The following is a 21093-nucleotide window of genomic DNA, read 5'->3' as shown; positions in this document are numbered from 1 at the left end:
AGTTTTGCTTGTTTTCTTTTTGCAACACTAAGATAAGTGAAAATTCTGACATGGCAAAATCCTGGGCAACTTTTTGTTGCTCAGGAACTTATAAATAAAGTTAAATTATAGTGTTGCGGAATTAAGGATAATAAGAAGGAGCATAAATTCTCTTCTTTGTTTGAACAATCTGCTCTGCTAATTTATACAAGGTGACCATGTAACAAATCTCAAGGTTTGCTCCACGGTTATCACTATGATGAGCGAATCCATGTTCTCTAACATCACCATGCCGAGCCATTAGCCTTTCATGACAATGAGGACAACTGCAACCACACTGGAGGCCTCTTGGCACCTCGTCAACATGCACAATTTTTCCATCTGCATTTTCTGCCCATGAGAAGATAAGTTTTTTTTCCATCTTATACATTATTAGGTGTTATCAATTTCACGATACAACAATTCTGAAACTGTTGTCATTGAATGGTGATATTTTTCAATTAGTTCTTTTCTTATAGTGGACTCTCAAACTTGTTATTGTCAGTTTACAGTCCTCTCTCAGCCCAATCGCCACGGTCCAGGTTGCGGTATCCGATGGCTTCGCTGATGTGCTGTACCTCTACACGTTCGGAGCCATCGAGGTCGGCGATGGTGCGGGCCACTTTGAGGATGCGGTTGTAGGCGCGGGCGGAGAGGGAGAGACGCTCCATGGCGGTGCGCAGGAGTGCGATGGAGGCCTCGTCGGGCTCGGCAAACTGGTGTATCATGCGCTCGGTCATTTGGGCATTGCAGTGGATGCCCTTGAAGTCCTTGTAGCGGGCGGTCTGGATGTCGCGGGCCTTGATGACGCGTTCGCGGATGACGGCGCTGGGTTCGCCTGGCTCCACCTTGGAGATGTCCTTGAAGGGTACGGGCGTAATCTCGCACTGGATGTCGATGCGGTCGAGCAGCGGACCGCTGATGCGGCCGAGATACTTGGTTATCTGCCCTGGGCTGCAGACACAGTGGTGGGTGGGGTCGCCGTAATATCCGCAGGGACAGGGGTTCATCGAGGCGATAAACTGGAAATTGCAGGGATATTCGATGCTGTATTTGGCACGGCTGATGGTGATGCGGTTGTCCTCGAGCGGCTGGCGCAGCACCTCGAGGGTATGCTTGTTGAACTCGGGCAACTCGTCGGCAAAGAGCACGCCATTGTGGGCCAGGCTTATCTCGCCGGGCATGGGGTTGGAGCCGCCGCCCACGAGTGCCACCTCGGAGATGGTGTGGTGCGGACTGCGGAAGGGGCGCTGGGTGATGAGCGACGTGTTGCCGCCCAGCTTGCCGGCGATGGAGTGTATCTGCGTGGTCTCCAGACTCTCTGCCAGCGTGAGTGGCGGCATGATGGTAGGGAAACGCTTGGCCATCATAGACTTGCCCGAGCCGGGAGGCCCGATGAGTATCACGTTGTGAGAGCCTGCCGCTGCCACTTCGAGAGCGCGCTTCACGTTCTCCTGTCCGCGCACATCGGCAAAGTCGATGTCAAACTGGTACTGGCTTTCATAGAATTTCTTGCGTGTGTCGATGACGGTGGGCTCAAAGTCCTTCAGCCCGGTGACGAGCTGGATGACGTCCATGATGGTGTCCATGCCATAGACCTCGAGGTTGTTGACCACGGCTGCCTCCATCACGTTCTGCCGTGGCACGATGAGGCCTTTGAACTTCTCGGCACGGGCGCGGATGGCTATGGGCAGGGCGCCCTTGATGGGCTGCAGATGGCCGTCGAGACTCAGCTCGCCTACCATCATATACTGGTCCAGGCAGTGGCTCTCTATGCCTCCGCTGGCAGCCAGTATGCCGATAGCCAGAGGCAGGTCGAAGCTGCTGCCCTCCTTGCGCAGGTCGGCGGGAGCGAGGTTGATGGTGAGGTCGGCTATCGGAAACTTGTAGCCGTTGTTCTGCAGTGCGGCGGCGATACGGTCTTTGCCCTCCTTCACCGCCGAGTCGCCCAGTCCGGTGAGATGATACATCACACCTCGCGTTACGTTGACTTCTACGGTGATAGTGGTGACTTCCATGCCGTTGACGGCAGCACAATAGGTTTTGACCAGCATAATAGTGTTATTGATTTAAGCGGTAGATGACAGTGTGGATGTTATAAAAAAACGGCGCATCAGAGCATTCGCTCGATGCGCTGTTTGAGTTCGTCGTTGGTTAGTCCCTTTGCTATCACCACGCCATTGTTGACCAGTATGTTGTCGGGGATATCAAAGAGAGAGAGCGAGTGTAGAGTAGGGCTTTCGAGCATCTTGCCGTCGCATATCACGGGCCAGGGTATCGAGTCGCGCTTGGCGATGGCCCTGCATTGGTTGCGGTTGGGGTCGACGCAGAATCCTATAATCTTCAGTTTGCCCTTGCTGCTCTTGGCGAGCGTGCGCATGTCTTGCAGCATGCGTTGGGCATCGTAGCTCCAGGTGGCATAGGCCATGATTACGGCCAGCCCCTTGCCGAGGGTAGCGTTGTCTATCTTCTTGTTGTCGACATCGACTGTAGAGAAGCGTGGCAGGCGTTTGCCCACCGTCACGCGCGACAGCTGCTTGAGCTGCTGCTCATAGTGTGCCAGCAGCGCGTTCTTGGGCTGAGCCTTGCGCATGGTGCGACACAGCTGCAGCGCCTTGGCATAGTCGGGCGTGGCGCCGGAGATGAAGTAGCGGCGCAGCAGATAGTTGCTTACCACCGATTCGGGGTGGTCGCCTATGAACTGCTCAGCGCGTTCCAACACCTGTGGCGGGTTGGCGGTGGCTATCTGCTCTCTGAAGTCGTTCATCAGCTCGTTGGTCTTGGTGCCTTTGACCTTCATCTCTTTCAGATGCGAGGCGTCGCCTTCTATCTTGACGCTCTTGCCGGGCTCGGCAAAGATGGGCTGTTCGGAGAAGTTGGGGAAAACCATTACCAGCGTGGTGGGAGCAGTGCACATCACTTCGTAGCTCATGCGTCCGCCTTGCAGACGGATGGTGTCGATGCCGTTGATGCCGCCCTCGGGGCTATAAACGTAAAACTCACCTTGGTCCATGTTGAGTAGTCGGCCTTCGATTTTGAATCGGTCTCCAGCCGAGCCACACCCTGCAAGGACTAAGGTGAGCAGTATAAAGAGTGTTGTTCTGTTTATCATTTCATATTGGTAAACTCCAGGTCATTCTCGGCATAAGCCTTCAGACTTGGGTCCTTCTGCAGAGCCTCCTTCAGGTAGGAGTTGGCAGCATACTTGTTGCCCTGACGAGCGCTGACGATGGCGTGCAGATAAGAGGTAAGACCGTTGGGGTTCTTGATATTGTTCAGAGTAGCCTTGGCAGCAGCATAGTTCTTGTTGAGCAGCTGAGCCAGAGCGGCGCTGTTGTTGTAAGAGTCCTTGAAGTACTCCTCAGCCTGAGCGTAGTTGCCCTTGGCGATGCTCAGATTGCCCAGAGCCTCGTTGAGAGCGTTGGCATCTGCAGCCTTGGCGATGAGGTTCTCAGCCTCTGCCACGTTGCCGTTCTTGAGGGCAATCAGACCCAGTGTGGCGTTAGCCTCGGCAGCGTTGTTGCTCTTGGTGATGGCCTGTGCCAGCAGTTCCTTGGCCTTGGCCTCGTCGCCTCTGTTGAATGCCATGACAGCCAGGTTGTTCAGTGGACGATAGTCGTTGGTGTAGAGCTGAGCGGTCTTGGCATAGATCTCTTCCTTCTTGGCAGCATCTTCCTCGAGAGTAGCGTAGTAGAGCAGCTCGTCGGCAGACAGCTTGGCAGCGTCCTCGTTGTACTGAGCCTTAATCTGCTCGTCGTTGCGGCCGATGGTCTCGTAGTGGATGATGAGGCGTGAACGACGCAGCTCGGGCAGGATGGCGTCAGCCAGCTCGCGGAAGCCCTCGCTCATGTTGCGAATCTGCTGCTCGCGCTCCTGGGGGTCCTTATACATAGACAGCACGCGCAGGATAACATCCTTGTCCTGGATGTTGCTGGCCTGTACCAGCTGCTGGAAGCCTTCCCAGTCCTGGGCTGTGTAGTGAGCGTCGAGGTTGCCCTCAACACCGGCAGACTTCATCTCCTTGCGTACGTACTTCTCTGATACGTTCTGGCGCTTGTTGGCCAGCTTGTCGTTGAACTTGAAACCACCCTCGGGAGAAGCGTAAGCCTGGATTTCCACGTTCTGGAGGTTCAGGCCTTCACGGTCCTTGTTGATTTCCTTGAGCAGCTTGACAAACTCGCCTACAGAGTTGTTCTTGAGCTCGCTCTTGCGCAGATTGGCCTGGTTGATGAGGAACTTGATGTTGGCTTCCTGCTTCTTGGCCTTAACGCGCTGGAAAGAGTCGAGAGCCAGACAGCCACCGCCATTGGTGAGGGCCTGACGATAGAGCTCTGAAGTGGCGATGATGCCATAGTTGACCTTAACGGCGGGAACATTGTATACCTTCTTGCCACGACGGGCGTCGAATGTCAGATACATATCGCTCTTCTGCATCTCTGGGTTGTATGCAAAAGCAGTCTTCATGGTGTAGTGACCACCCATGCGGTAAGAGATAACCTGGTCGTTGCCCATTACCTTTTCGCCCTGGAATGTGGCGGCTTCGCCCTTGACCACCTTGCCGTCGCCAAAGCGCAGCTCGGGGGTGACTGTTACCACGGCCTTCTTCTTCATATACTTCTCGGGGAATGCGCCGTTGACAGTGGCTGATACCACGCCGGCCTGAGTCTCGAGAGGTTTGGGAGTAACTGTGAAATTGTCTGCAGACAGGGGTCCCATCTTAGAGCAAGATGTCATCATGAGGAATGAGCCTGCGGTTAACGAAAATAAAAGAGTTTTACGCATAATGTTTTAGAAATAAATAATTATAGAGGTGCCGCGAGCGGGACTCGAACCCGCACAGCCATTACTGGCCAAGGGATTTTAAGTCCCTCGTGTCTACCAATTCCACCATTGCGGCTACATGTATATCCGTAAAAGAGCGGCAAACGAGACTCGAACTCGCGACCCCGACCTTGGCAAGGTCGTGCTCTACCAACTGAGCTATTGCCGCATTTAGAAACGGTGCAAAGATAAGCCAAATAATTGATATATGCAAAGGTTTCATCCAAATTTTAGAGTTCTTATGGTATATATTAAGGTTTATTTATAATATATGTGGAGCTCCTGTGTGGCGCTGTGGCGGGCAGGGGCAGAGAGCCGGCCGCGCTGAGCATCGAGGCTTGGCAGAAATGGCGTCGCTACGGCAGCGGCAATGACGGTTGGCGGCGCGCTGAGCATCGCCGTCGGCTCGTGACGGAAGATACGAGTCCTCGTGCCGTAAGATACGTGGGCACGTGACATAAGATACGCGGGCTCGTGACTTATGATACGAGCCGGCCAAGGCCGTGGGCAGCGCAGCGACTGTGGTGGCGGCGAGGCGCTATGGGCTTGCCCCAGTAGCGGGAAGAGTGGTGGCGGCAGTGGGTAGAATGATGCCCGAGGCGGGAAGAGTGGTGCTGACAGCGGGAAGGGTGGTGCCCGAGGCGGAGGTCACGACAGCCAGTGGCGCAGCGTGGCCCAGGGGTGGCGCAGCAGCATGCGCGGGCCCGAATAGCGCATCACTTGTCGCATGAGGCTGCGCATGTCGGGGCGGTAGCAGTGGATGGGGCAGCGGCGGCACGAGCCTTTGCCATTGCCAGACGGACAATGGTCGAGGCGCTGGTGGGCATAGTCTATCAGCGCACGGCAGCGGGGGCAGAGCTGCTCGTGGCCTTCATAATGCAGACAGTAGAGCCTTACCATGAGCTCTACTGTCTGTTTTTCTTGGCTTATCTTGTCCAATGGGGTCTACTTGAGATATTCGCTGAAGTCGGTAAGTCTCATGTCGCCCTTCTTCCTCAGCGTGTCGTGCATGGCGAAGGCGGCGGTCATCGACTGGGGCTCGTGGCCCTTGTCGGCTATGCGCAGATACTCGCGCAGCAGCGGGCGGTAGTCGGGGTGTGCGCAGTGGTTGATGATTTCCTCGGCGCGGCGGCGGGGTCCCTTGCCGCGCAGATCGGCCACGCCCTGTTCGGTCACGATGACGTCTACATCGTGTTCGGTCGAGTCTACGTGGGTGCACATGGGCACGATGGCACTTATCCTGCCTCCCTTGGCTATCGATGGTGTGGTGAATACGCTTATGTATCCGTTGCGCTCGTAGTCGCAGCTACCGCCGATGCCGTTCATGAGTTTGGAGCCGCAGATGTGGCTGGAGTTCTCGTTGCCGTAGAGGTCGCACTCGATGGCGGTGTTGAGGGCTATTACGCCCAGTCGCCTGATGACTTCGGGGCTGTTGGCCACCTCGCTCTGGCGTATGGTGAGGTGCTTGGAGAAGTAGTCCATATTGTCGTAGACCGTGTGCAGACACTCGTTGGTGACGGTCATGGCTGTGGCCGAGGCGTCGATGATTTTGCCTTCGAGCATCCACTTGATGGCGGCGTCCTGTACCACTTCGGAGTAGACATTGAAGCGTGGTATGTGCTCGTTGGCACCGAGGGCTGCCAGCACGGCGTTGCCGGTGGCTCCCACGCCGCTCTGTATGGGCAGGAACTGTGGCGGTATGCGGCCGTGCTTCATGTCGTCGACCAGGAATTCGGCTACATAGTGGCCCATCTTTGAGGTAAACTCGTCGACGTCCTTGAAGGCGCGTGCCTCTTCGGGTATGCAGCTGTCTATGACACCCACTATCTTGTCGACGTCGATGGCCACATAGTCGTGGCCCACGCGGTCGTAAGGCGCGAGCACGGGGATGGGCTTCCGCCCGAATCCGCAGTCGGCTGGCTCGTAGGTGTCGTGGAGGAAACGTGAGTTGGGGTTGTGGAAGGTGTTGTGCTCGAGTATCACGCGCTTGGCGAGTCTCACGGCGGTGGTCACGATGCCGCCTGCCGAGGTGAGGTAGGCGCGGCAGGTGTTGCCCACGATTTCATAGTGAGACACTTCGATGACTGCCCAGTCCATCCCGCCGTAGAAGCCGTGGCGCATGCGCTCTGCCATGTGGCCCAGATGCATGTCTTCGTAGTCAATCTCTTCGAGGTTGACGTGGTTGCGGAAGTCGGCATTGGTAGAGAAGGGTGCCCTGAACTTGATGGCATGGGCGTTGGCCATGTCGCCCTCCACGCTCTGGCACGACGAGGCTCCGGTGAAGATGCCTATGGCAAAGGGGTTGCCGGCCTCGTGCTCATGGATGGCGCGCTGCGACAGTTCGCGGAAGATGGCCTTGGGGTTGCCATTGGGGGTAAATCCGGACAGGGCGAGATTGTCGCCGTCCTTGATCATCGCCGCCGCTTCGGCAGCAGTTATGTGTGAAAGTGTCATTATAATAAGTGCATTAACTTCGCAAAGGTACGCTTTTGTGGGTGGATAATCAAACATTTCTCCCACTTTCTTTGACACTTTGGGCAAAATAGATGGCTTTCGCCCAGAGTCGTCGTCAGTAGACGCGGAGCACGCCGTGGGGCTGGGGAGGGTCGGCGCGGTATTCGGTGAGGTGGTTGCCGGTGTTGTTGGCCACAAAGCCTCCCTGGTTGAGGCGGTACTGGCGGTGGCAGTGGGCGCAGGTGGCTGTGCCCTTGTTGTCTATGCTGAGCGGGTAGGAACGCATGGGCAGCGCGTTGAGGTCAAAGCAGTTGGGGCACTCACCGTCGTAGGCGTAGAAGACGGGTGGGTATTCCATATTGCTGTATCCCACGATGAGGCGGCCGTTCATGCCTATGTGCTCCTGCATCTTCATCCTGTCGTCGATAGCGTTGAAGATGCTGGTACTGGTGAGACCCTGGCTGTTGCTGAACGTGTAGTGCTTGGCGCCGCCCTTGAGGGTGAAGCCGATGATGCAGAACGTGCCGGCGTTGTTGGCGTCCATCGCCGAGGCGAGCACGGCGTTGAGGTGCTTGCTGTTGTCGATGGTCAGATTGCAGTGGTAGCTGCTAAAACGGTTGCCCTCGTCGCCACAGGCCACAAGGACAACCGTCATCACGATTGCTATTATATAATAATGTATATGCTTCATCCTTCCAGGAGTAATCGTTCGGCTTCGGCGACACGCTCGAAGTGGAAGCCGCTGAGCGTATCTTCCATGAGTTGGGTTATCCGGTCGTTGCAGAGATTGCCCATCGAGCCCTCGTGGGTGTGGTGTATGTTGCGGTCGGCGCTGAAAGTGCCCGCCTCGATCTCCAGTCCCACCTTCTTGTAGGCGTCGCGGAAGGGCATGCCTTGGGCTGCCAGCCGGTTGACCTCCTCGACCGAGAACATGGGGTCGTAGATGGCGTTGTCGAGTATATGCTCGTTGACCTCCATGCGGTTGATGATATAGGCGGCCATCTGCAGACAGTCTTTGAGTTCGTCGAATGCGGGGATAAACACCTCCTTGATAATCTGCAGGTCGCGGAAGTAGCCCACAGGCAGATTGTTCATAATCATCATGATCTGCTGCGGCAGGCTCTGCAGCTTGTTGCACTTGGCACGGATTAGCTCAAACACATCCGGATTCTTCTTGTGCGGCATGATGCTCGAGCCTGTGGTACACTCCTTGGGGAGTTTCACGAAGTTGAAGTTCTGGCAGTTGAACATACATGCGTCGAACGCCATCTTGGCCACCGTGCCCGCCACTGTGGCGAGGGCGAAGGCCACGTTGCGCTCCATCTTGCCTCGGCCCATCTGGGCATAGACCACGTTGTAGTCCATCGAGTCAAAACCCAGCAGCCGCGTGGTCATCGAGCGGTCCAGGGGGAATGAAGAGCCATAGCCCGCTGCCGAACCCAATGGGTTGCGGTTAGTCATGCGATAGGCGGCTTGCAGATACAGCATGTCGTCGGCCAGCGACTCGGCGTAGGCTCCAAACCACAGACCGAAGCTCGACGGCATGGCTATCTGCAGATGGGTATAGCCCGGCATCAGCACGTGGCGATACTGGTTGCTCTTCTGTATCAGCTCGTCGAAGAGGCTGTGGGTAAGCTCCACCACGTCCATCAGCTGGTGGCGGGTGAAGAGCTTGAGGTCTACCAGCACCTGGTCGTTGCGCGAGCGGCCCGAGTGTATCTTCTTGCCCATGTCGCCGAGCTTGCGGGTGAGCATCAGCTCCACCTGCGAGTGTACGTCCTCGACGCCGTCTTCGATGACAAACCGGCCCTTGTCGGCCACGTGGTAGATGTGCTTGAGTTCGGCGGTAAGCGCCACGAGCTCGTCGTGGGCGAGCAGACCTATCGACTCCAACATGGCGATGTGGGCCATCGAGCCCAGCACGTCGTACTTGGCGAGATAGAGGTCGAGCTCGCGGTCGCGGCCCACGGTGAAGCGCTCTATCTCCTTGTTTACTTCAAAATCCTTTTCCCAGAGTTTGTTCATTGCGGTCACTTATTCATATCTGATTGCCTGCAGCGCGTCGGCTATCTTCTCGATGCCTTCCTGCAGCGGCTTCTGTACCATTCCCTTGATAAAGGGGTTGAGCTCGGCCTTGATGGTGAGCTTCATCTTGCACGTGGTGTCTGTCACGGGCAGCAGCTGTATCCAGAAGGTGAAGGGCACAGGGCTCTGCTCGGTCTCAAACTTGATGGTCTTGGGCTCTTCGCGCTCGATGATGTGCAGTCTTATCTCGCCCACCATAGGCGCCTTGACGGCTATGTGGTCGGCGTCGAAGGAGAAGTCTTCGAGCTTGTCTTGGGGGATGCGGTCGCGTATGCGCTCGAGGTTGGACAGGTCGCTCAGGGCGTCGTATACCTTCTGCTGGGCATAAGGTATCTCGCGTATGCTGCTTTCAAATTTGCTGCTCATAGGTCTTGATGTGATTATGGGCGGCTATACCTGATAGTGGGCGGGGTCTTTGCGCCAGCGGTGCAGCAGCTCTACGTCGCTGTCCTGGATGTATCCTGTCTCGAGGGCACGCTCCACCACGTGCTCGTAGTCGGTGAGGGTGATGAGCTTGACACCAGCCTGGGCGAAGGCTTCCTCGGCTACGGCGAAGCCATAGGTGTATGAGGCTACCATGCCTACTACCTCAAATCCGGCCTGTCGCAGTGCTTCTACTGCCTTGAGCGAGCTGCCTCCGGTAGAGATGAGGTCTTCTACGACCACCACCTTGGCACCTACGGGCAGTTCGCCCTCAATGAGGTTGCCCATGCCGTGGTCCTTGGCCTTGGAGCGCACGTAGCAGAAAGGCATGTTGAGCTCGTCGGCTACCATGGCGCCCTGGGCGATGGCTCCTGTGGCCACGCCAGCCACTGCTGTGGCTTGGGGGAAATGGGCGAGGATGGCGTGGGCCAGCTCGAGTTTTACATAGCTGCGCACGTCGGTAAACGACAGTGTCTTGCGGTTGTCACAGTAGAAGGGTGATTTCCATCCCGATGCCCATGTGAACGGGTTCTGTGGCTGCAACTTGATGGCTTTAATCTCCAAGAGTTTGGAAGCGAAGTCTTTCTTTATAGTGTCCATGATTGTGTATGTGATTGATGTTATTGTATTACTTACGGCCGAAATCGGCAGGAATGTCGCCCCACTTGCGGGTCTCCCACTGCATGATGGGCACGGTGACGGTGTGGGTGCGGAGCCAGTTCTCGGCACGCTGGATGATGCGGTAGAGCCCCTCGGTCTGCGCGTTGCGCTCGAGCTTGGTCTTGCACTGCTTCTTGCGCACCCAGAGTATGGCGTTGTAGGAGTCGCTGTAGATTACCCTGTCGCGGATGCCCCGCTGCTCCATCAGCGCCAGGGCGTGTACGATGGCGAGAAACTCTCCGATGTTGTTGGTGCCGTGCATGGGACCGAAGTGGAACACCTGGGCGCCTGTGGCGAGGTCGATGGCCTGGTACTCCATGGGTCCGGGGTTGCCCGAGCAGGCGGCGTCTACCGCCCACGCGTTGGCCACCACTTCGGGCGGAAGCGGCAGCACCGTGTCGTGGCGCCAGTCGGGTGGGTTGGTTACTGCGGTCATAGCCGGCGGTGATATCTGTTTACATGCGCTCGGGCACTTCGATGCCCAGCAGCGCCATACCGTTCTTGAGTATCTTGGCCACGTTGGCAGCGAGCACCAGACGGGCGCTCTTCTGCTCGGCGGTATCGGCATTGAGGATGCTGTAGTCGTGGTAGAACTGGTTGAACTCCTTGGTCAGCTCATAACAGTAGTTGGCTATACCTGCGGGGTTGTAGTTGTTGCCTGCGTCGGCGACAGCCACACCGAAGTCGTTCATCTTCTGCACCAGCTCTATCTCCTTGGCGTTGAGCTCGGTGTCGGCGTCGAGGGCTGCGGGCAGCGCGATACCCTCGGCCTGGGCGCGGCGCATGATGCTGCGTATACGGGCATAGGTGTACTGGATGAAGGGGCCGGTATTGCCGTTGAAGTCAATACTCTCTTCGGGGTTGAAGAGCATATTCTTGCGGGCGTCGACTTTGAGGATGAAGTACTTGAGCGCACCCATGCCCACGATGCGGGCTATCTCCTGGCGCTCCTCTTCGGTCATGTCCTTAAACTTGCCCAGCTCGTCGCTGGTCTGGCGTGCGTCCTTAATCATCTCGGCCACCAGGTCGTCGGCATCGACCACCGTTCCCTCGCGGCTCTTCATCTTGCCGTTGGGCAGCTCTACCATGCCGTAAGAGAAGTGTACGAGGTCCTTGCCCCACTTGAAGCCCAGGCGGTCGAGCAGCAGCGAGAGCACCTGGAAGTGATAGTTCTGCTCGTTGCCCACCACGTAGATCATCTTGTCGATGGGGAAGTCATTGAAGCGCATTTCGGCTGTACCGATGTCCTGGGTCATGTAGACGCTGGTGCCGTCGGAGCGGAGCAGCAGCTTCTGGTCCAGGCCGTCCTGGGTGAGGTCGGCCCACACGCTGCCGTCGTCCTTGCGGAAGAAGAGGCCCTTGGCCAGACCTTCCTCCACCTTCTTCTTGCCCACGAGATAAGTGTTGGACTCGTAGTATATCTTGTCAAAGCCCACGCCCAGTGCCTTGTAGGTCTCGTCGAAACCGGCATAGACCCAGTCGTTCATCTTCTGCCACAGGCTGCGCACCTCGGCGTCGCCCTGTTCCCACTTCACGAGCATCTCGTGGGCTTCCTTGATGAGGGGAGCCTCGGCCTTGGCCTTCTCGGTGGCTGCCTCGTCGTCCATGCCCTCTGCCAGATACTGTGCCTTGAGCTGGGCCACCTCCTCACGGTAGTGCTTGTCGAAGGCCACGTAGTAGTCGCCTATCAGATGGTCGCCCTTCTTGCCGCTGGTCTCCGGCGTCTCGCCGTTGCCCCACTTGAGCCATGCCAGCATGCTCTTGCAGATGTGTATACCGCGGTCGTTTACGATATTGGTCTTCACCACGCGGTTGCCGTTGGCTTCCATAATCTGTGCCAGTGACCATCCCAGCAGGTTATTGCGCACATGGCCCAGGTGGAGAGGCTTGTTGGTATTGGGCGAAGAGTACTCTATCATCACCAGAGGCGACTTCTCGGTCACGGGCTTTTCGCCGAAACGCTCGTCGCCATTGATATCATTGAGCAGAGCCACCCAAGCCTTGGGGGCTACCACCAGGTTGAGGAAACCCTTTACCACGTTGAAACGCGCCACGTCGTCACAGTGGGCAACCAGATATTCGCCTATCTCCTGCGCAGTGTCTTCGGGCTTCTTCTTCGACAGCTTCAGAAAGGGAAAGACCACCAGTGTGAGGTGTCCCTCAAAGTTGGCCTTGGTTTTCTGCAACTGTATCATCGTCTCGGGTACGTCCTGTCCGTAAAGGGCATTGATGGCAGCCTTTACCGACTCGTTTATGCGGTTCTCTATCTTCATGATGTGGATAAATATAGTAATTACATTATTAATAATGGTGCAAAAGTACAAATAAATATCGACACTTGGAGCATAAGAGTCTATAAATCACACATATTTTTGGCTTTCCGAGGCGGCGGGAGCGTCCGTTGCGCCCACCCCGACCTTGCATCGGCTACGGTTGAAGGCACCCCCCGCCGCCACCGAGCCCCCTTCAGACCCCCGCCCGCCGCAGACGGCGCCCATGGCCGTCATCCTCGTTTCCAGGCGGTTGCCTCTTATCCTCTCCTCTGCTGCCGATATCCTATCAGTCATCACCTATAGACTGGTTGCAAACTGTGAAATGTAAAAATCGGGCTCTGAAATCATGCTATACAGCCACGCATCCACTATTTCCCACCACGCAATGACTGCCATGGTCATCTCTCTGCATTTTGTGCCGGATACGCTGCCCATAGCCATAGTCGCCCTCTCCGCCAGCCTGCCCTCCGCCATCCCGTCTGTTCGTGCCGGCACAAAATATGTGGTGACGGTGTGCGTTTTTTCGGTCATCATTCTGCCCGAATTGATTTTTTGTTGTACATTTGTACACCAAACAGTGATTATGACGCCATTATATCCCCGCCTCTTTGCCCTGCGCGACCGGCAGTATGCCGAGTTTCAGGCGCGGCTGGTACCCGGTGTTGCTCCCGACAGCATCATCGGCATACGGGTGCCCTTGCTGCGCGCCTTTGCCAAGGACTTTGCCCGCGAGGCCGACTGCAGCCGCTTCCTCAGCCTGCTGCCCCATCGCTATTACGACGAGAACATGCTGCATGCGCTGCTTCTGTCGCAGTTGAAGGACATGGACGAGTGTGTGGCGAGGGTCGAAGAGTTTCTGCCCTATGTAGACAACTGGGCGGTGTGCGACATCATGTCGCCCAAGGTCTTCGGCCGTCATCCCGCGAGGCTGATGGACAAGGCCGTGGAGTGGAGCCGCTCGCCACATGTCTACACCTGCCGCTTCGGGCTGGCGATGCTGATGACCCACTTCCTCGACAGCCGTTTCAGCCCATCGGTGCTCGACACCGCCGCCGCCGTGGAGAGCGACGAGTATTACGTGAGGATGATGGTGGCATGGTTTTTTGCCACGGCGCTTGCCAAGCAGTGGGATGCCGCCATCCCCTATCTGCAGCAGCGCAGGCTCGGCGTCTGGGTACACAACAAGACCATCCAGAAAGCCTGTGAGAGCTACCGTATCACTGCCGGGCAGAAGGCTGTGCTCAGAACAATGAAAATCACCAAAGCCCATGACCACAAGTAGCGACATATCCCCCGTGGTGGGTAGGCTCGTCGAGCTTACTCCCGATGCCGAAGCCGACATCTCGCGGCTTCTGGCCCAACTCACCGATGAGGCTTCGGCCGACTCTGCCCGTATCTCCGAGATGCTTGCCTTGCCCCACTGCCATCTGCTGGTGGCTCGCGCCGGAGAGCGCATCGTGGGTATGGCGTCGGTGTGTATCTACACCATCCCCACGGGCCGCCGTGCCTGGATAGAGGATGTGGTGGTCGATGCCCGATGGCGTGGCCGCGGCATAGCCACACGCCTGGTGGAGAGCGCCATAGATCAGGCGCGGAGGGTGTCGCCCTGCACGGTGATGCTCACCTCGCGCCCCTCGCGCGTGGCTGCCAACAGGCTCTACCGCCACATGGGCTTCGGCAGCAAGGAGACCAATGTGTATAAAATAGAGGTATAGGCTGTGCCCAGAGAGCCACAACAGCAGCACGGCGGGAGCAGAAAAGTGGGCCGAGGGTGCCGCATCATGCACCGTCGCCACGGCGATGACGGTCGCAGAGAGTCTCTGCCGGGCGTCGTCACAACCTAAGACATGACAATGATGAACAAGACTATCGTGACCCTTATCCTTGCCGTCGCATACTGCGTCGGCGCGCAGCCCCAGAGCTTTGGCGGCTGTTTTACCACCGAGGGGCAGTACGCCGTGAGGGGCTCTGCCAACTGGGTCAACCTCCTCAGACTCGATTTCAGCATGCCGCTGGCCCACGGAGCCGGTTCGATCGAGGCTGCCACCATCCATGCGTTCAAGACCCATGACCCCATCGTCGGCGACTGGCAGACCTTCTCCAATATCGAGACCTCCAATCTCGCCGCAGCCATCGCCGTGCTGGGCTACAGGCACGCGTGGCGCAATGCGAGTCTCTTCGTCGGCGTGCGCAATGTCAACGAAGACTTCTTCACCTCTCCCCTTACATCGCTCTTCACCAACAGCTCGTGCGGCCTCTTCCCCACCATCGCGGCGAGCTATCCTATAGCCAACTATCCCTTCTCTGGCCTCACGCTGTATATGGATGTGGGCAGAGCGGGGTGGTTGTTTCGCAACAGCGTGTACAATGGCGTGGGCCACAATGGCTGGAACCGTCACGACAACCCTTTCCGCCTCAGTCCTGCCCACGATGGCGTCTTCAATATTTCCCAACTGGAGTATGCCTGGCGTGGCGGCCGCTATTATGTGGGCGCTGCCGTCCACACCCGCCGCTTTCCCGTCGACGACGAGGGAGCTATAGCCGATGCCGACGGTTCGCGCAGCGGGGTGAGCTGTGCCTGGTGGGCTTATGGCGAGCAGTCGCTGTGGCGTGAGGGCGGTGGCGATGTCTCCTGCATGGTCCAGCTCTCTGCCAACACCCGTAAGTCCAGCGGTTGCTACCGTTACGGCGAGGTGGGATGTGTCTACACCGACAGCAGCAGCGCCTGCGGACTTTCTGCGCAGTATGCCCGCTTCCATCAGGGTCGCGAGTATTCGGTCGAGGCCACTTGGCGCCGACACATTGACCATCACATCGATGTGCAGCCCGCCCTGCAGTATATCACCAACGACGAGGGCGACCACCTGGTGCTCTCCGCCCGCCTCTACATCAGGTTCTGATGCGGTGGGAGCGCCCCCCGGATGTTTACCAGCCACTTTGGCGGTTATATCATCGTCTCGGAGGCCAAAAAGAGCCAACTCCACGACTTTCAGCAGTTTTTGTCAAGTAACGGAGTGTCTCTGCATAAAAAATAAGTGAACTTATTTTGTTCTGCCCTCGACTTTCAGTAACTTTGCAACCATGAATGCAAAATTATCTGATTTTGAGATTATGGCACCTGTCGGCTCGCGTGAAAGTTTGGTCGCAGCCATACAAGCCGGAGCCAACTCGGTGTATTTCGGCATAGGACAGTTGAACATGCGGTCCCACTCTGCCAATCATTTCACCATAGATGACCTGCGCGACATCGCATCTACGTGCAACAGCCATGGCATCAAGACCTATCTTACCGTCAATACCATCATCTACGACGGCGATATAGACACGATGCACGAGATAGTCGACGCCGCCAAGGAAGCCCACATCTCGGCGGTGATAGCCTCAGATGTGGCGGTGATGACCTATTGCAACCGCATCGGCGTAGAGGTGCATCTCTCCACCCAGCTCAATATCTCCAACATCGAGGCGCTGCGTTTCTATGCCCAGTTTGCCGATGTCGTGGTGCTTGCCCGCGAACTCAATATGGACCAGGTGGTAGCCATCTATCGCCAGATAGAAGAGCAGCACATCTGCGGACCCAAGGGCGAGCTCATACGCATCGAGATGTTCTGCCACGGCGCCCTCTGCATGGCTGTCAGCGGCAAGTGCTACATGAGTCTGCACAACGCCAACCGCTCTGCCAACCGTGGCGAGTGTGTACAGATATGCCGCCGTTCGTATACAGTCACTGACAACGAGACCGGCAACCAGCTCGAGATAGACAACAAGTACATCATGAGCCCCAAGGACCTCAAGACCATACGCTTCATCGACCGCATGATGGAGAGCGGAGTGAGAGTGTTCAAGATTGAGGGCCGAGCCCGTGGCCCAGAGTATGTCTACACCGTGGTGAGCTGCTACCGCGAGGCCATCGGCAGCGTGATAGACGGCACCTTCACCGAGGAGCGCAAGGATGGCTGGGACGAGCGTCTCGCCACCGTCTTCAACCGTGGCTTCTGGGACGGATACTACCAGGGACAGACTCTGGGAGAGTGGAATAAGCACTACGGTTCGGCTGCTACCGAGAAGAAGGTGCTCGTGGGCAAGGTGATGAAGTATTTCTCCAAGCTCAGCGTGGCCGAAGTGGCTGTCGAGGCGACCACCTTCGACCGTGGCGACCGTCTGCTCATCACCGGTCCCACCACTGGTGTGATGTATCTCGACGCTACAGAGATACGCTACGACCTCCACCCGGTAGATACTGCCCAGCAGGGATGGCGCGTGTCTATCCCCGTGAGCGGCAAGGTGCGCCCCAACGACAAGCTGTTCAAGCTCGTCACCGTAAACGAAATCAAGGAAATAAAATAAGACATGACCATCAACCAACAACAAGATGCCATCATCGACGAGTTTGTCGATATGGACGACTGGATGGACCGCTACCAGCTGCTCATCGATATGGGCAACGAACTGGATGCGCTCGACGAACAGTATAAGACCCCCCAGAACCTGATAGACGGATGCCAGAGCCGTGTATGGGTGCAGTGCGACTACCGCGATGGCCGCCTCTATCTCTCTGCCGATAGCGACGCCCTTATCGTCAAGGGTATCATCGCTCTTCTGGTGCAGGTGCTCAGCGGCCATACCCCTCAGGAAATTCTTGATACCGACCTCTACTTTATAGACCGCATCGGTCTGCGCGAACACCTGTCGCCCACGCGCAGCAATGGTCTGCTGGCTATGGTCAAGCAGATTAAGGCTTACGCACTGGCCTACAAGACCAAGGAAGGATGACACACCGACTGACAGCCATCGTCGTCGGCATCGTGTGCAGCCTCTCGGCTTGGGCGCAGAGCGCCGACGAGCGTGCCGCAGCCTGTATAGGCGAGAGCCGGTGGTTCGACCTGCATGATGTCTATGCCGCCGACAGCGCGCAGATGTCGCCTTTCATCCGCCAGTTTGCCCGCACCATGGTCAACCAGATGTTCAACCGTCCGCAGCAGGCCTGCGACGACATCCTCACCCTGGTGCGCGGCTATCAGCAGCAGATGGGTGGCACCAACGCCTGTTCGATGCTGCTCTTGCTCGCCGACAACTACAGCCGCATGGGCGACAATGCACGTGCAGCAGCCACCGTCAGGAGTCTGGCAGACCAGATGGAAGGCAAGGCAGACAGCGCCACCGTAGCCCAGATGCGCGGCAAGGAGCGGCTCTACTCTGCGCTCTCTGCACTGCGTGTCAACGAGACCGACACCGCCAGCCACACGCTGCCCTTCACCTATACCGAGCTCGGCGACACCGCCCAGCAGCTCATGGTGGTCGGCGGCAGCGTCAACGGGCGCAAGGCGGGGCTGATATTCGATACCGGCGCAGCCTACAATGTCATCACCCCCGAGATGGCGCGCCGCTACCGGCTGCGCATCATCGACGCCGACATCCAGGTGAGCGGCACGCGACTCATGGGCGGCAAGATGGCTGTGGCCGACGTGCTCACCATCGGCTCGCTCACCGTGCGCAATGTGGTCTTTGCCGTGCTCGACATGACTGCCGGCAACGAGCGCGCCCGCCGTACCGCACAGCAGATTTCGCTCATCATAGGTCAGCCGCTGCTGCAACTCTTTGGCAGCTACACCATAGACTTTGCCTCACAGCAGATACACCTCACGCATCAGAGCCATCGCTCTGGCGCAGCCCCCAACCTCTTCTTCAACAAGGTGCCTTATGTCGCCGTCACCCGCGACAGCCTGCGCATGGCTATGGCTTTAGACACCGGCGCCGCGACCAGTTCGCTCGACAACGCCTACTACAAGGCGTTCGCCGCCGACGTGGCGCGCGAGGGCAAGTGGGAGCTGGCGGCGACCATGGGCGTCGGGGGCATCAGCTACAACAGCGTCTTCCGCATGCCAGCCGTCGCCCTCAGCATCGGCGACACCCCCTTCACCCTTCACCGTGTGGCGGTGACGGCGCTCTCGCCCCACAACCGTCTTACCCAGGGCTACGGCCGTCTGGGCATCGACTTCATGCGCCAGTGGAGCAGCGTGACCGTCGACAATGTCAACATGACCATCCATTTACAGCACTAACAGCAAGACAATGAGAAAACTACGCACCATAGAGATGGACCGCCTCACGGTCCAGGAGTTCAAACAGGCCGACAAACTGCCCGTTGTGGTGGTCCTCGACAATGTCCGCTCCCTTTACAATGTGGGTTCCGTCTTCCGCAGTTGCGATGCCTTCCGTGTCGAGGCAGTCTACCTCTGCGGCATCACCGCCTGTCCGCCCAACAACGAGATACACAAGACCGCACTGGGTGGCGAGGAGAGTGTAGACTGGCGCTACTTCAGCCGTACCGAAGACGCCGTGGCAGACCTTCATGCGCGCGGATATTATATATATAGTATAGAGCAGGTAGAGCACTCCACCAAGCTCCAACGGCTGGACCTCGCCGCCCACAGCCATCCCGGCTACGCCGTAGTCTTCGGCAACGAGGTCAAGGGAGTGCAGCAGCAGATAGTAGACATGAGCGATGGCTGCCTGGAGATACCCCAGCTGGGCACCAAGCACTCGCTCAACGTGAGCGTCACCGCAGGCATAGTGGTGTGGGAGTTCGCCCGCCAGCTAATCTTGGGTTGAGCAAAGCTCGCCGGACTTCCCACGAAGTCCGGCGAGCTTTTTTTAGCCCCTTTCCCTGCTGTCGGCGACGGTGCAGGAGCGGGCGGTGGCGAGGGCGATGCTGTCCTCACTCCGTGTAGTGGCATTGGCGGGTAGGGTGGTGAGATAGAGGGGCGGTATGGTCACTCCGTTTGTCCGTGCAGCCCATGGCAGCCGCCCCGCAGCCACAGATGGCGGCTCGTGACGGAAGTCACGTGGCCACGTATCGTACAAAACGTGACCACGTGTCAAATGTCACGAGCTCACGTATAAAATGATACGAGCCCGCCAATGCCATCCCCGCGCCCGCCAATGTAAGCCCCGAGGCAGTATTAGCCAAGGGGCGGGAACTCATGTAAACGGTGAAAATCTTGTCATTCATTAAGAGGTGCGGGGAGAGGCGCATTGGAGTTTCCAGGGTATCATGGTAGGACGCGAGAATAATACAAAAAGTTTTGCTCCTTTTCAGGGCTATGCCCTATGCGTCTGCGTGTGGTGGCAGATATTCCCGAGAGCCCGCTCTCGGATATCTGCCAACACCCACCGCCGCGCCTGCCCATTGGCAGGCTGAAAAGGAGTAAAATCAAAAAGCCGCCGTTGGCGGTAAAAAAACCGGCTGTTCGCCGGAACAAAAAGAGTTGTTGTGGGAAGCCCCTCCCCAGCAACCCGAAGCCCCTCCCCAGCCCTCCCCAAGGGGCGGGAGTCCCTACTTGCTGTGTTTGAGGGCGTTTGAGTGGCGCTCCTTCCCCCTTGGGGAAGGCTGGGATGGGGCTTCTATTGGCTGGTACGCACCCCCGGCAACTCTGTAGGAGTTGCGATTACATAGCCCAGGGTAGCGGGCATGGCCCGCTACCCTGGGTAATGCCCCCACTAATATTGCTACTCTGTAAGAGTTGCGCTTAGCCGTAGGCGTTATACTCAGTTGGATAATTCCCCTACATATAGGTGGCGATGGGTTTGCGTTGGGGTAACGCCTTCGGCTAATCGCAATACTTACAGCATTGCTATCTCTTTTTATGTCCTAACCCAGGGTAGAGGTGCTTCGCCCCTCAACCCTGGGCTATGAAATCGCAACTCCTACAGAGTTGCTGCTGCTGATGTCCTCTCAAATGGGCCCTATCTCGAATTCCCTATCCGCAGCAGCAGGTCGTTGGGATAGATGTAGCTCTGCTGGCGGAGGCTTGAGAAGACGGGGCAGGAGTTGGCTTCGAAGACCGTTACGACCATCTCTGTGCAGTAGAGGGCGTCGGGGGTGGTGTGGTCGAAGTCGAAATCGAACTTCACGCCACGTGCCACGAGCGAGTCTACCGTCTGCCTGATGCCCTCTGCACTCACGGGGCATGGGGGCTTGACGGCGTAGATGCAGTAGGAACCATTGTTGCGCAGATACTCCTCGGGCGTCTCGACCACTATCTTCCCCGCTGCCGTCGAGGCATGGGCGAGCCTTACACCACGGGCATCTCTGACGACTATCCCGCAATGCGAGGGAGTGGAGTCGGTAACCTCCCACGATGACGTGCCCGAGAGCGCGCGTACGGCTACCGATTCCCACGAGTCGCCCACACTGAAAAAGATGTCGCCCGTATCAAACGAGGTCGTATCGGGCATCAGGTATGGCGGGCGGTTGACCAGGCACACGCCAACCCAGCCTGCGACGAGTAGTAAAAACAAGGCGCATCCCCATCCCATGAGACCGAGGAAGCGCCTGTCTGATAGTATCATTCCGCAA

Annotated in this window: 23 protein-coding genes and 2 tRNA genes; 7 read left to right on the top strand and 18 right to left on the bottom strand. The window is 57.5% G+C overall.

Annotation, left to right across the window (positions count from 1 at the left end):
- Positions 1 to 121: 121 nt before the first annotated feature.
- The 16 genes from CIK87_RS08435 to CIK87_RS14480 all read right to left on the bottom strand — a co-directional run bounded on the left by CIK87_RS08435 (position 122) and on the right by CIK87_RS14480 (position 13268).
- Positions 122 to 400 carry a hypothetical protein gene (locus CIK87_RS08435; protein ID WP_254046056.1) on the bottom strand — a complete coding sequence of 93 codons (279 nt, stop codon included), beginning with the start codon at positions 398 to 400 and terminating at the stop codon, positions 122 to 124.
- A 124-nt stretch (positions 401 to 524) separates the two neighbouring features.
- On the bottom strand, positions 525 to 2072 hold the full coding sequence (locus CIK87_RS08430; protein ID WP_094386816.1) for a YifB family Mg chelatase-like AAA ATPase: 1548 nt from the start codon (positions 2070 to 2072) through the stop codon (positions 525 to 527).
- 59 nt (positions 2073 to 2131) lie between these two features.
- Positions 2132 to 3130 (bottom strand): DUF4369 domain-containing protein, encoded by a 999-nt coding sequence (locus CIK87_RS08425; protein ID WP_254046400.1) that lies wholly within the window; start codon positions 3128 to 3130, stop codon positions 2132 to 2134.
- Entirely contained in the window at positions 3127 to 4800 is a 1674-nt protein-coding gene (locus CIK87_RS08420; protein WP_094386815.1) for a lipopolysaccharide assembly protein LapB, read from the bottom strand. Before CIK87_RS08420 ends, CIK87_RS08425 begins: the two co-directional genes overlap by 4 nt.
- A gap of 29 nt (positions 4801 to 4829) precedes the next feature.
- Positions 4830 to 4915 (bottom strand) — tRNA-Leu (locus tag CIK87_RS08415).
- Positions 4916 to 4935: 20 nt separating this feature from the next.
- A tRNA-Gly gene (locus CIK87_RS08410) sits at positions 4936 to 5008 on the bottom strand.
- Between the two features lie 89 nt (positions 5009 to 5097).
- Positions 5098 to 5298, bottom strand: a complete 201-nt coding sequence (locus CIK87_RS14030) for a hypothetical protein (protein ID WP_144008155.1) — start codon at positions 5296 to 5298, stop codon at positions 5098 to 5100.
- Positions 5299 to 5487: 189 nt separating this feature from the next.
- Positions 5488 to 5778, bottom strand: a complete 291-nt coding sequence (locus CIK87_RS08405) for a nitrous oxide-stimulated promoter family protein (RefSeq protein ID WP_094386814.1) — start codon at positions 5776 to 5778, stop codon at positions 5488 to 5490.
- Positions 5779 to 5784: 6 nt separating this feature from the next.
- A complete protein-coding gene (locus CIK87_RS08400) occupies positions 5785 to 7293 on the bottom strand; it encodes an acetyl-CoA hydrolase/transferase C-terminal domain-containing protein (RefSeq protein ID WP_094386813.1) in 1509 nt (502 codons plus the stop codon).
- 115 nt (positions 7294 to 7408) lie between these two features.
- Positions 7409 to 7984, bottom strand: a complete 576-nt coding sequence (locus CIK87_RS08395; RefSeq protein WP_094386812.1) for a hypothetical protein — start codon at positions 7982 to 7984, stop codon at positions 7409 to 7411.
- The gene (argH, locus tag CIK87_RS08390) at positions 7981 to 9318 is read right to left on the bottom strand and encodes an argininosuccinate lyase (RefSeq protein WP_094386811.1); all 1338 of its coding nucleotides are present in this window, start codon (positions 9316 to 9318) and stop codon (positions 7981 to 7983) included. The genes CIK87_RS08395 and argH overlap by 4 nt, the downstream gene beginning before the upstream one ends.
- A gap of 9 nt (positions 9319 to 9327) precedes the next feature.
- Positions 9328 to 9744, bottom strand: a complete 417-nt coding sequence (locus CIK87_RS08385) for an SRPBCC family protein (protein WP_094386810.1) — start codon at positions 9742 to 9744, stop codon at positions 9328 to 9330.
- Positions 9745 to 9768: 24 nt separating this feature from the next.
- Positions 9769 to 10401: an orotate phosphoribosyltransferase gene (gene pyrE, locus CIK87_RS08380; RefSeq protein WP_094386809.1), complete on the bottom strand. Its 633-nt coding sequence runs from the start codon at positions 10399 to 10401 to the stop codon at positions 9769 to 9771.
- Positions 10402 to 10429: 28 nt separating this feature from the next.
- Entirely contained in the window at positions 10430 to 10897 is a 468-nt protein-coding gene (locus CIK87_RS08375) for an RNase H family protein (RefSeq protein WP_094386808.1), read from the bottom strand.
- Positions 10898 to 10916: 19 nt separating this feature from the next.
- Entirely contained in the window at positions 10917 to 12734 is a 1818-nt protein-coding gene (gene argS, locus CIK87_RS08370; protein ID WP_094386807.1) for an arginine--tRNA ligase, read from the bottom strand.
- Between the two features lie 297 nt (positions 12735 to 13031).
- Entirely contained in the window at positions 13032 to 13268 is a 237-nt protein-coding gene (locus CIK87_RS14480; protein WP_173823495.1) for a hypothetical protein, read from the bottom strand.
- Positions 13269 to 13317: 49 nt separating this feature from the next.
- Here CIK87_RS14480 and CIK87_RS08360 point away from each other — a divergent pair, with 49 nt between their 5' ends.
- From CIK87_RS08360 to CIK87_RS08330, 7 genes are all read left to right on the top strand, one after another.
- Positions 13318 to 14016, top strand: a complete 699-nt coding sequence (locus CIK87_RS08360) for a DNA alkylation repair protein (protein WP_173823494.1) — start codon at positions 13318 to 13320, stop codon at positions 14014 to 14016.
- Positions 14003 to 14449, top strand: coding sequence for a GNAT family N-acetyltransferase (locus CIK87_RS08355; protein ID WP_094386805.1), 447 nt, complete (start codon positions 14003 to 14005; stop codon positions 14447 to 14449). Before CIK87_RS08360 ends, CIK87_RS08355 begins: the two co-directional genes overlap by 14 nt.
- A gap of 138 nt (positions 14450 to 14587) precedes the next feature.
- The gene (locus tag CIK87_RS08350) at positions 14588 to 15634 is read left to right on the top strand and encodes a carbohydrate porin (protein ID WP_254046535.1); all 1047 of its coding nucleotides are present in this window, start codon (positions 14588 to 14590) and stop codon (positions 15632 to 15634) included.
- A gap of 181 nt (positions 15635 to 15815) precedes the next feature.
- Positions 15816 to 17081 (top strand): peptidase U32 family protein, encoded by a 1266-nt coding sequence (locus CIK87_RS08345; protein ID WP_094386804.1) that lies wholly within the window; start codon positions 15816 to 15818, stop codon positions 17079 to 17081.
- 3 nt (positions 17082 to 17084) lie between these two features.
- On the top strand, positions 17085 to 17507 hold the full coding sequence (locus CIK87_RS08340; RefSeq protein WP_022309881.1) for a SufE family protein: 423 nt from the start codon (positions 17085 to 17087) through the stop codon (positions 17505 to 17507).
- Positions 17504 to 18796 (top strand): retropepsin-like aspartic protease, encoded by a 1293-nt coding sequence (locus CIK87_RS08335; protein WP_094386803.1) that lies wholly within the window; start codon positions 17504 to 17506, stop codon positions 18794 to 18796. Before CIK87_RS08340 ends, CIK87_RS08335 begins: the two co-directional genes overlap by 4 nt.
- 10 nt (positions 18797 to 18806) lie before the next feature.
- Positions 18807 to 19346 (top strand): RNA methyltransferase, encoded by a 540-nt coding sequence (locus CIK87_RS08330; protein ID WP_094386802.1) that lies wholly within the window; start codon positions 18807 to 18809, stop codon positions 19344 to 19346.
- 42 nt (positions 19347 to 19388) lie between these two features.
- Here the strand turns inward: CIK87_RS08330 and CIK87_RS14025 are convergent, their stop codons facing one another.
- Entirely contained in the window at positions 19389 to 19598 is a 210-nt protein-coding gene (locus CIK87_RS14025; protein ID WP_144008154.1) for a hypothetical protein, read from the bottom strand.
- 882 nt (positions 19599 to 20480) lie between these two features.
- Entirely contained in the window at positions 20481 to 21086 is a 606-nt protein-coding gene (locus CIK87_RS08325) for a YiiX/YebB-like N1pC/P60 family cysteine hydrolase (RefSeq protein ID WP_094386801.1), read from the bottom strand.
- Between the last annotated feature and the right edge of the window lie 7 nt (positions 21087 to 21093).

It is taken from the genome of Prevotella sp. P5-64, from assembly GCF_002251285.1.
Lineage (GTDB): Bacteria > Bacteroidota > Bacteroidia > Bacteroidales > Bacteroidaceae > Prevotella.
The sequence above is the reverse complement of the archived record's forward strand: the minus strand, read 5'-3'. Positions and strand labels throughout refer to the sequence as shown.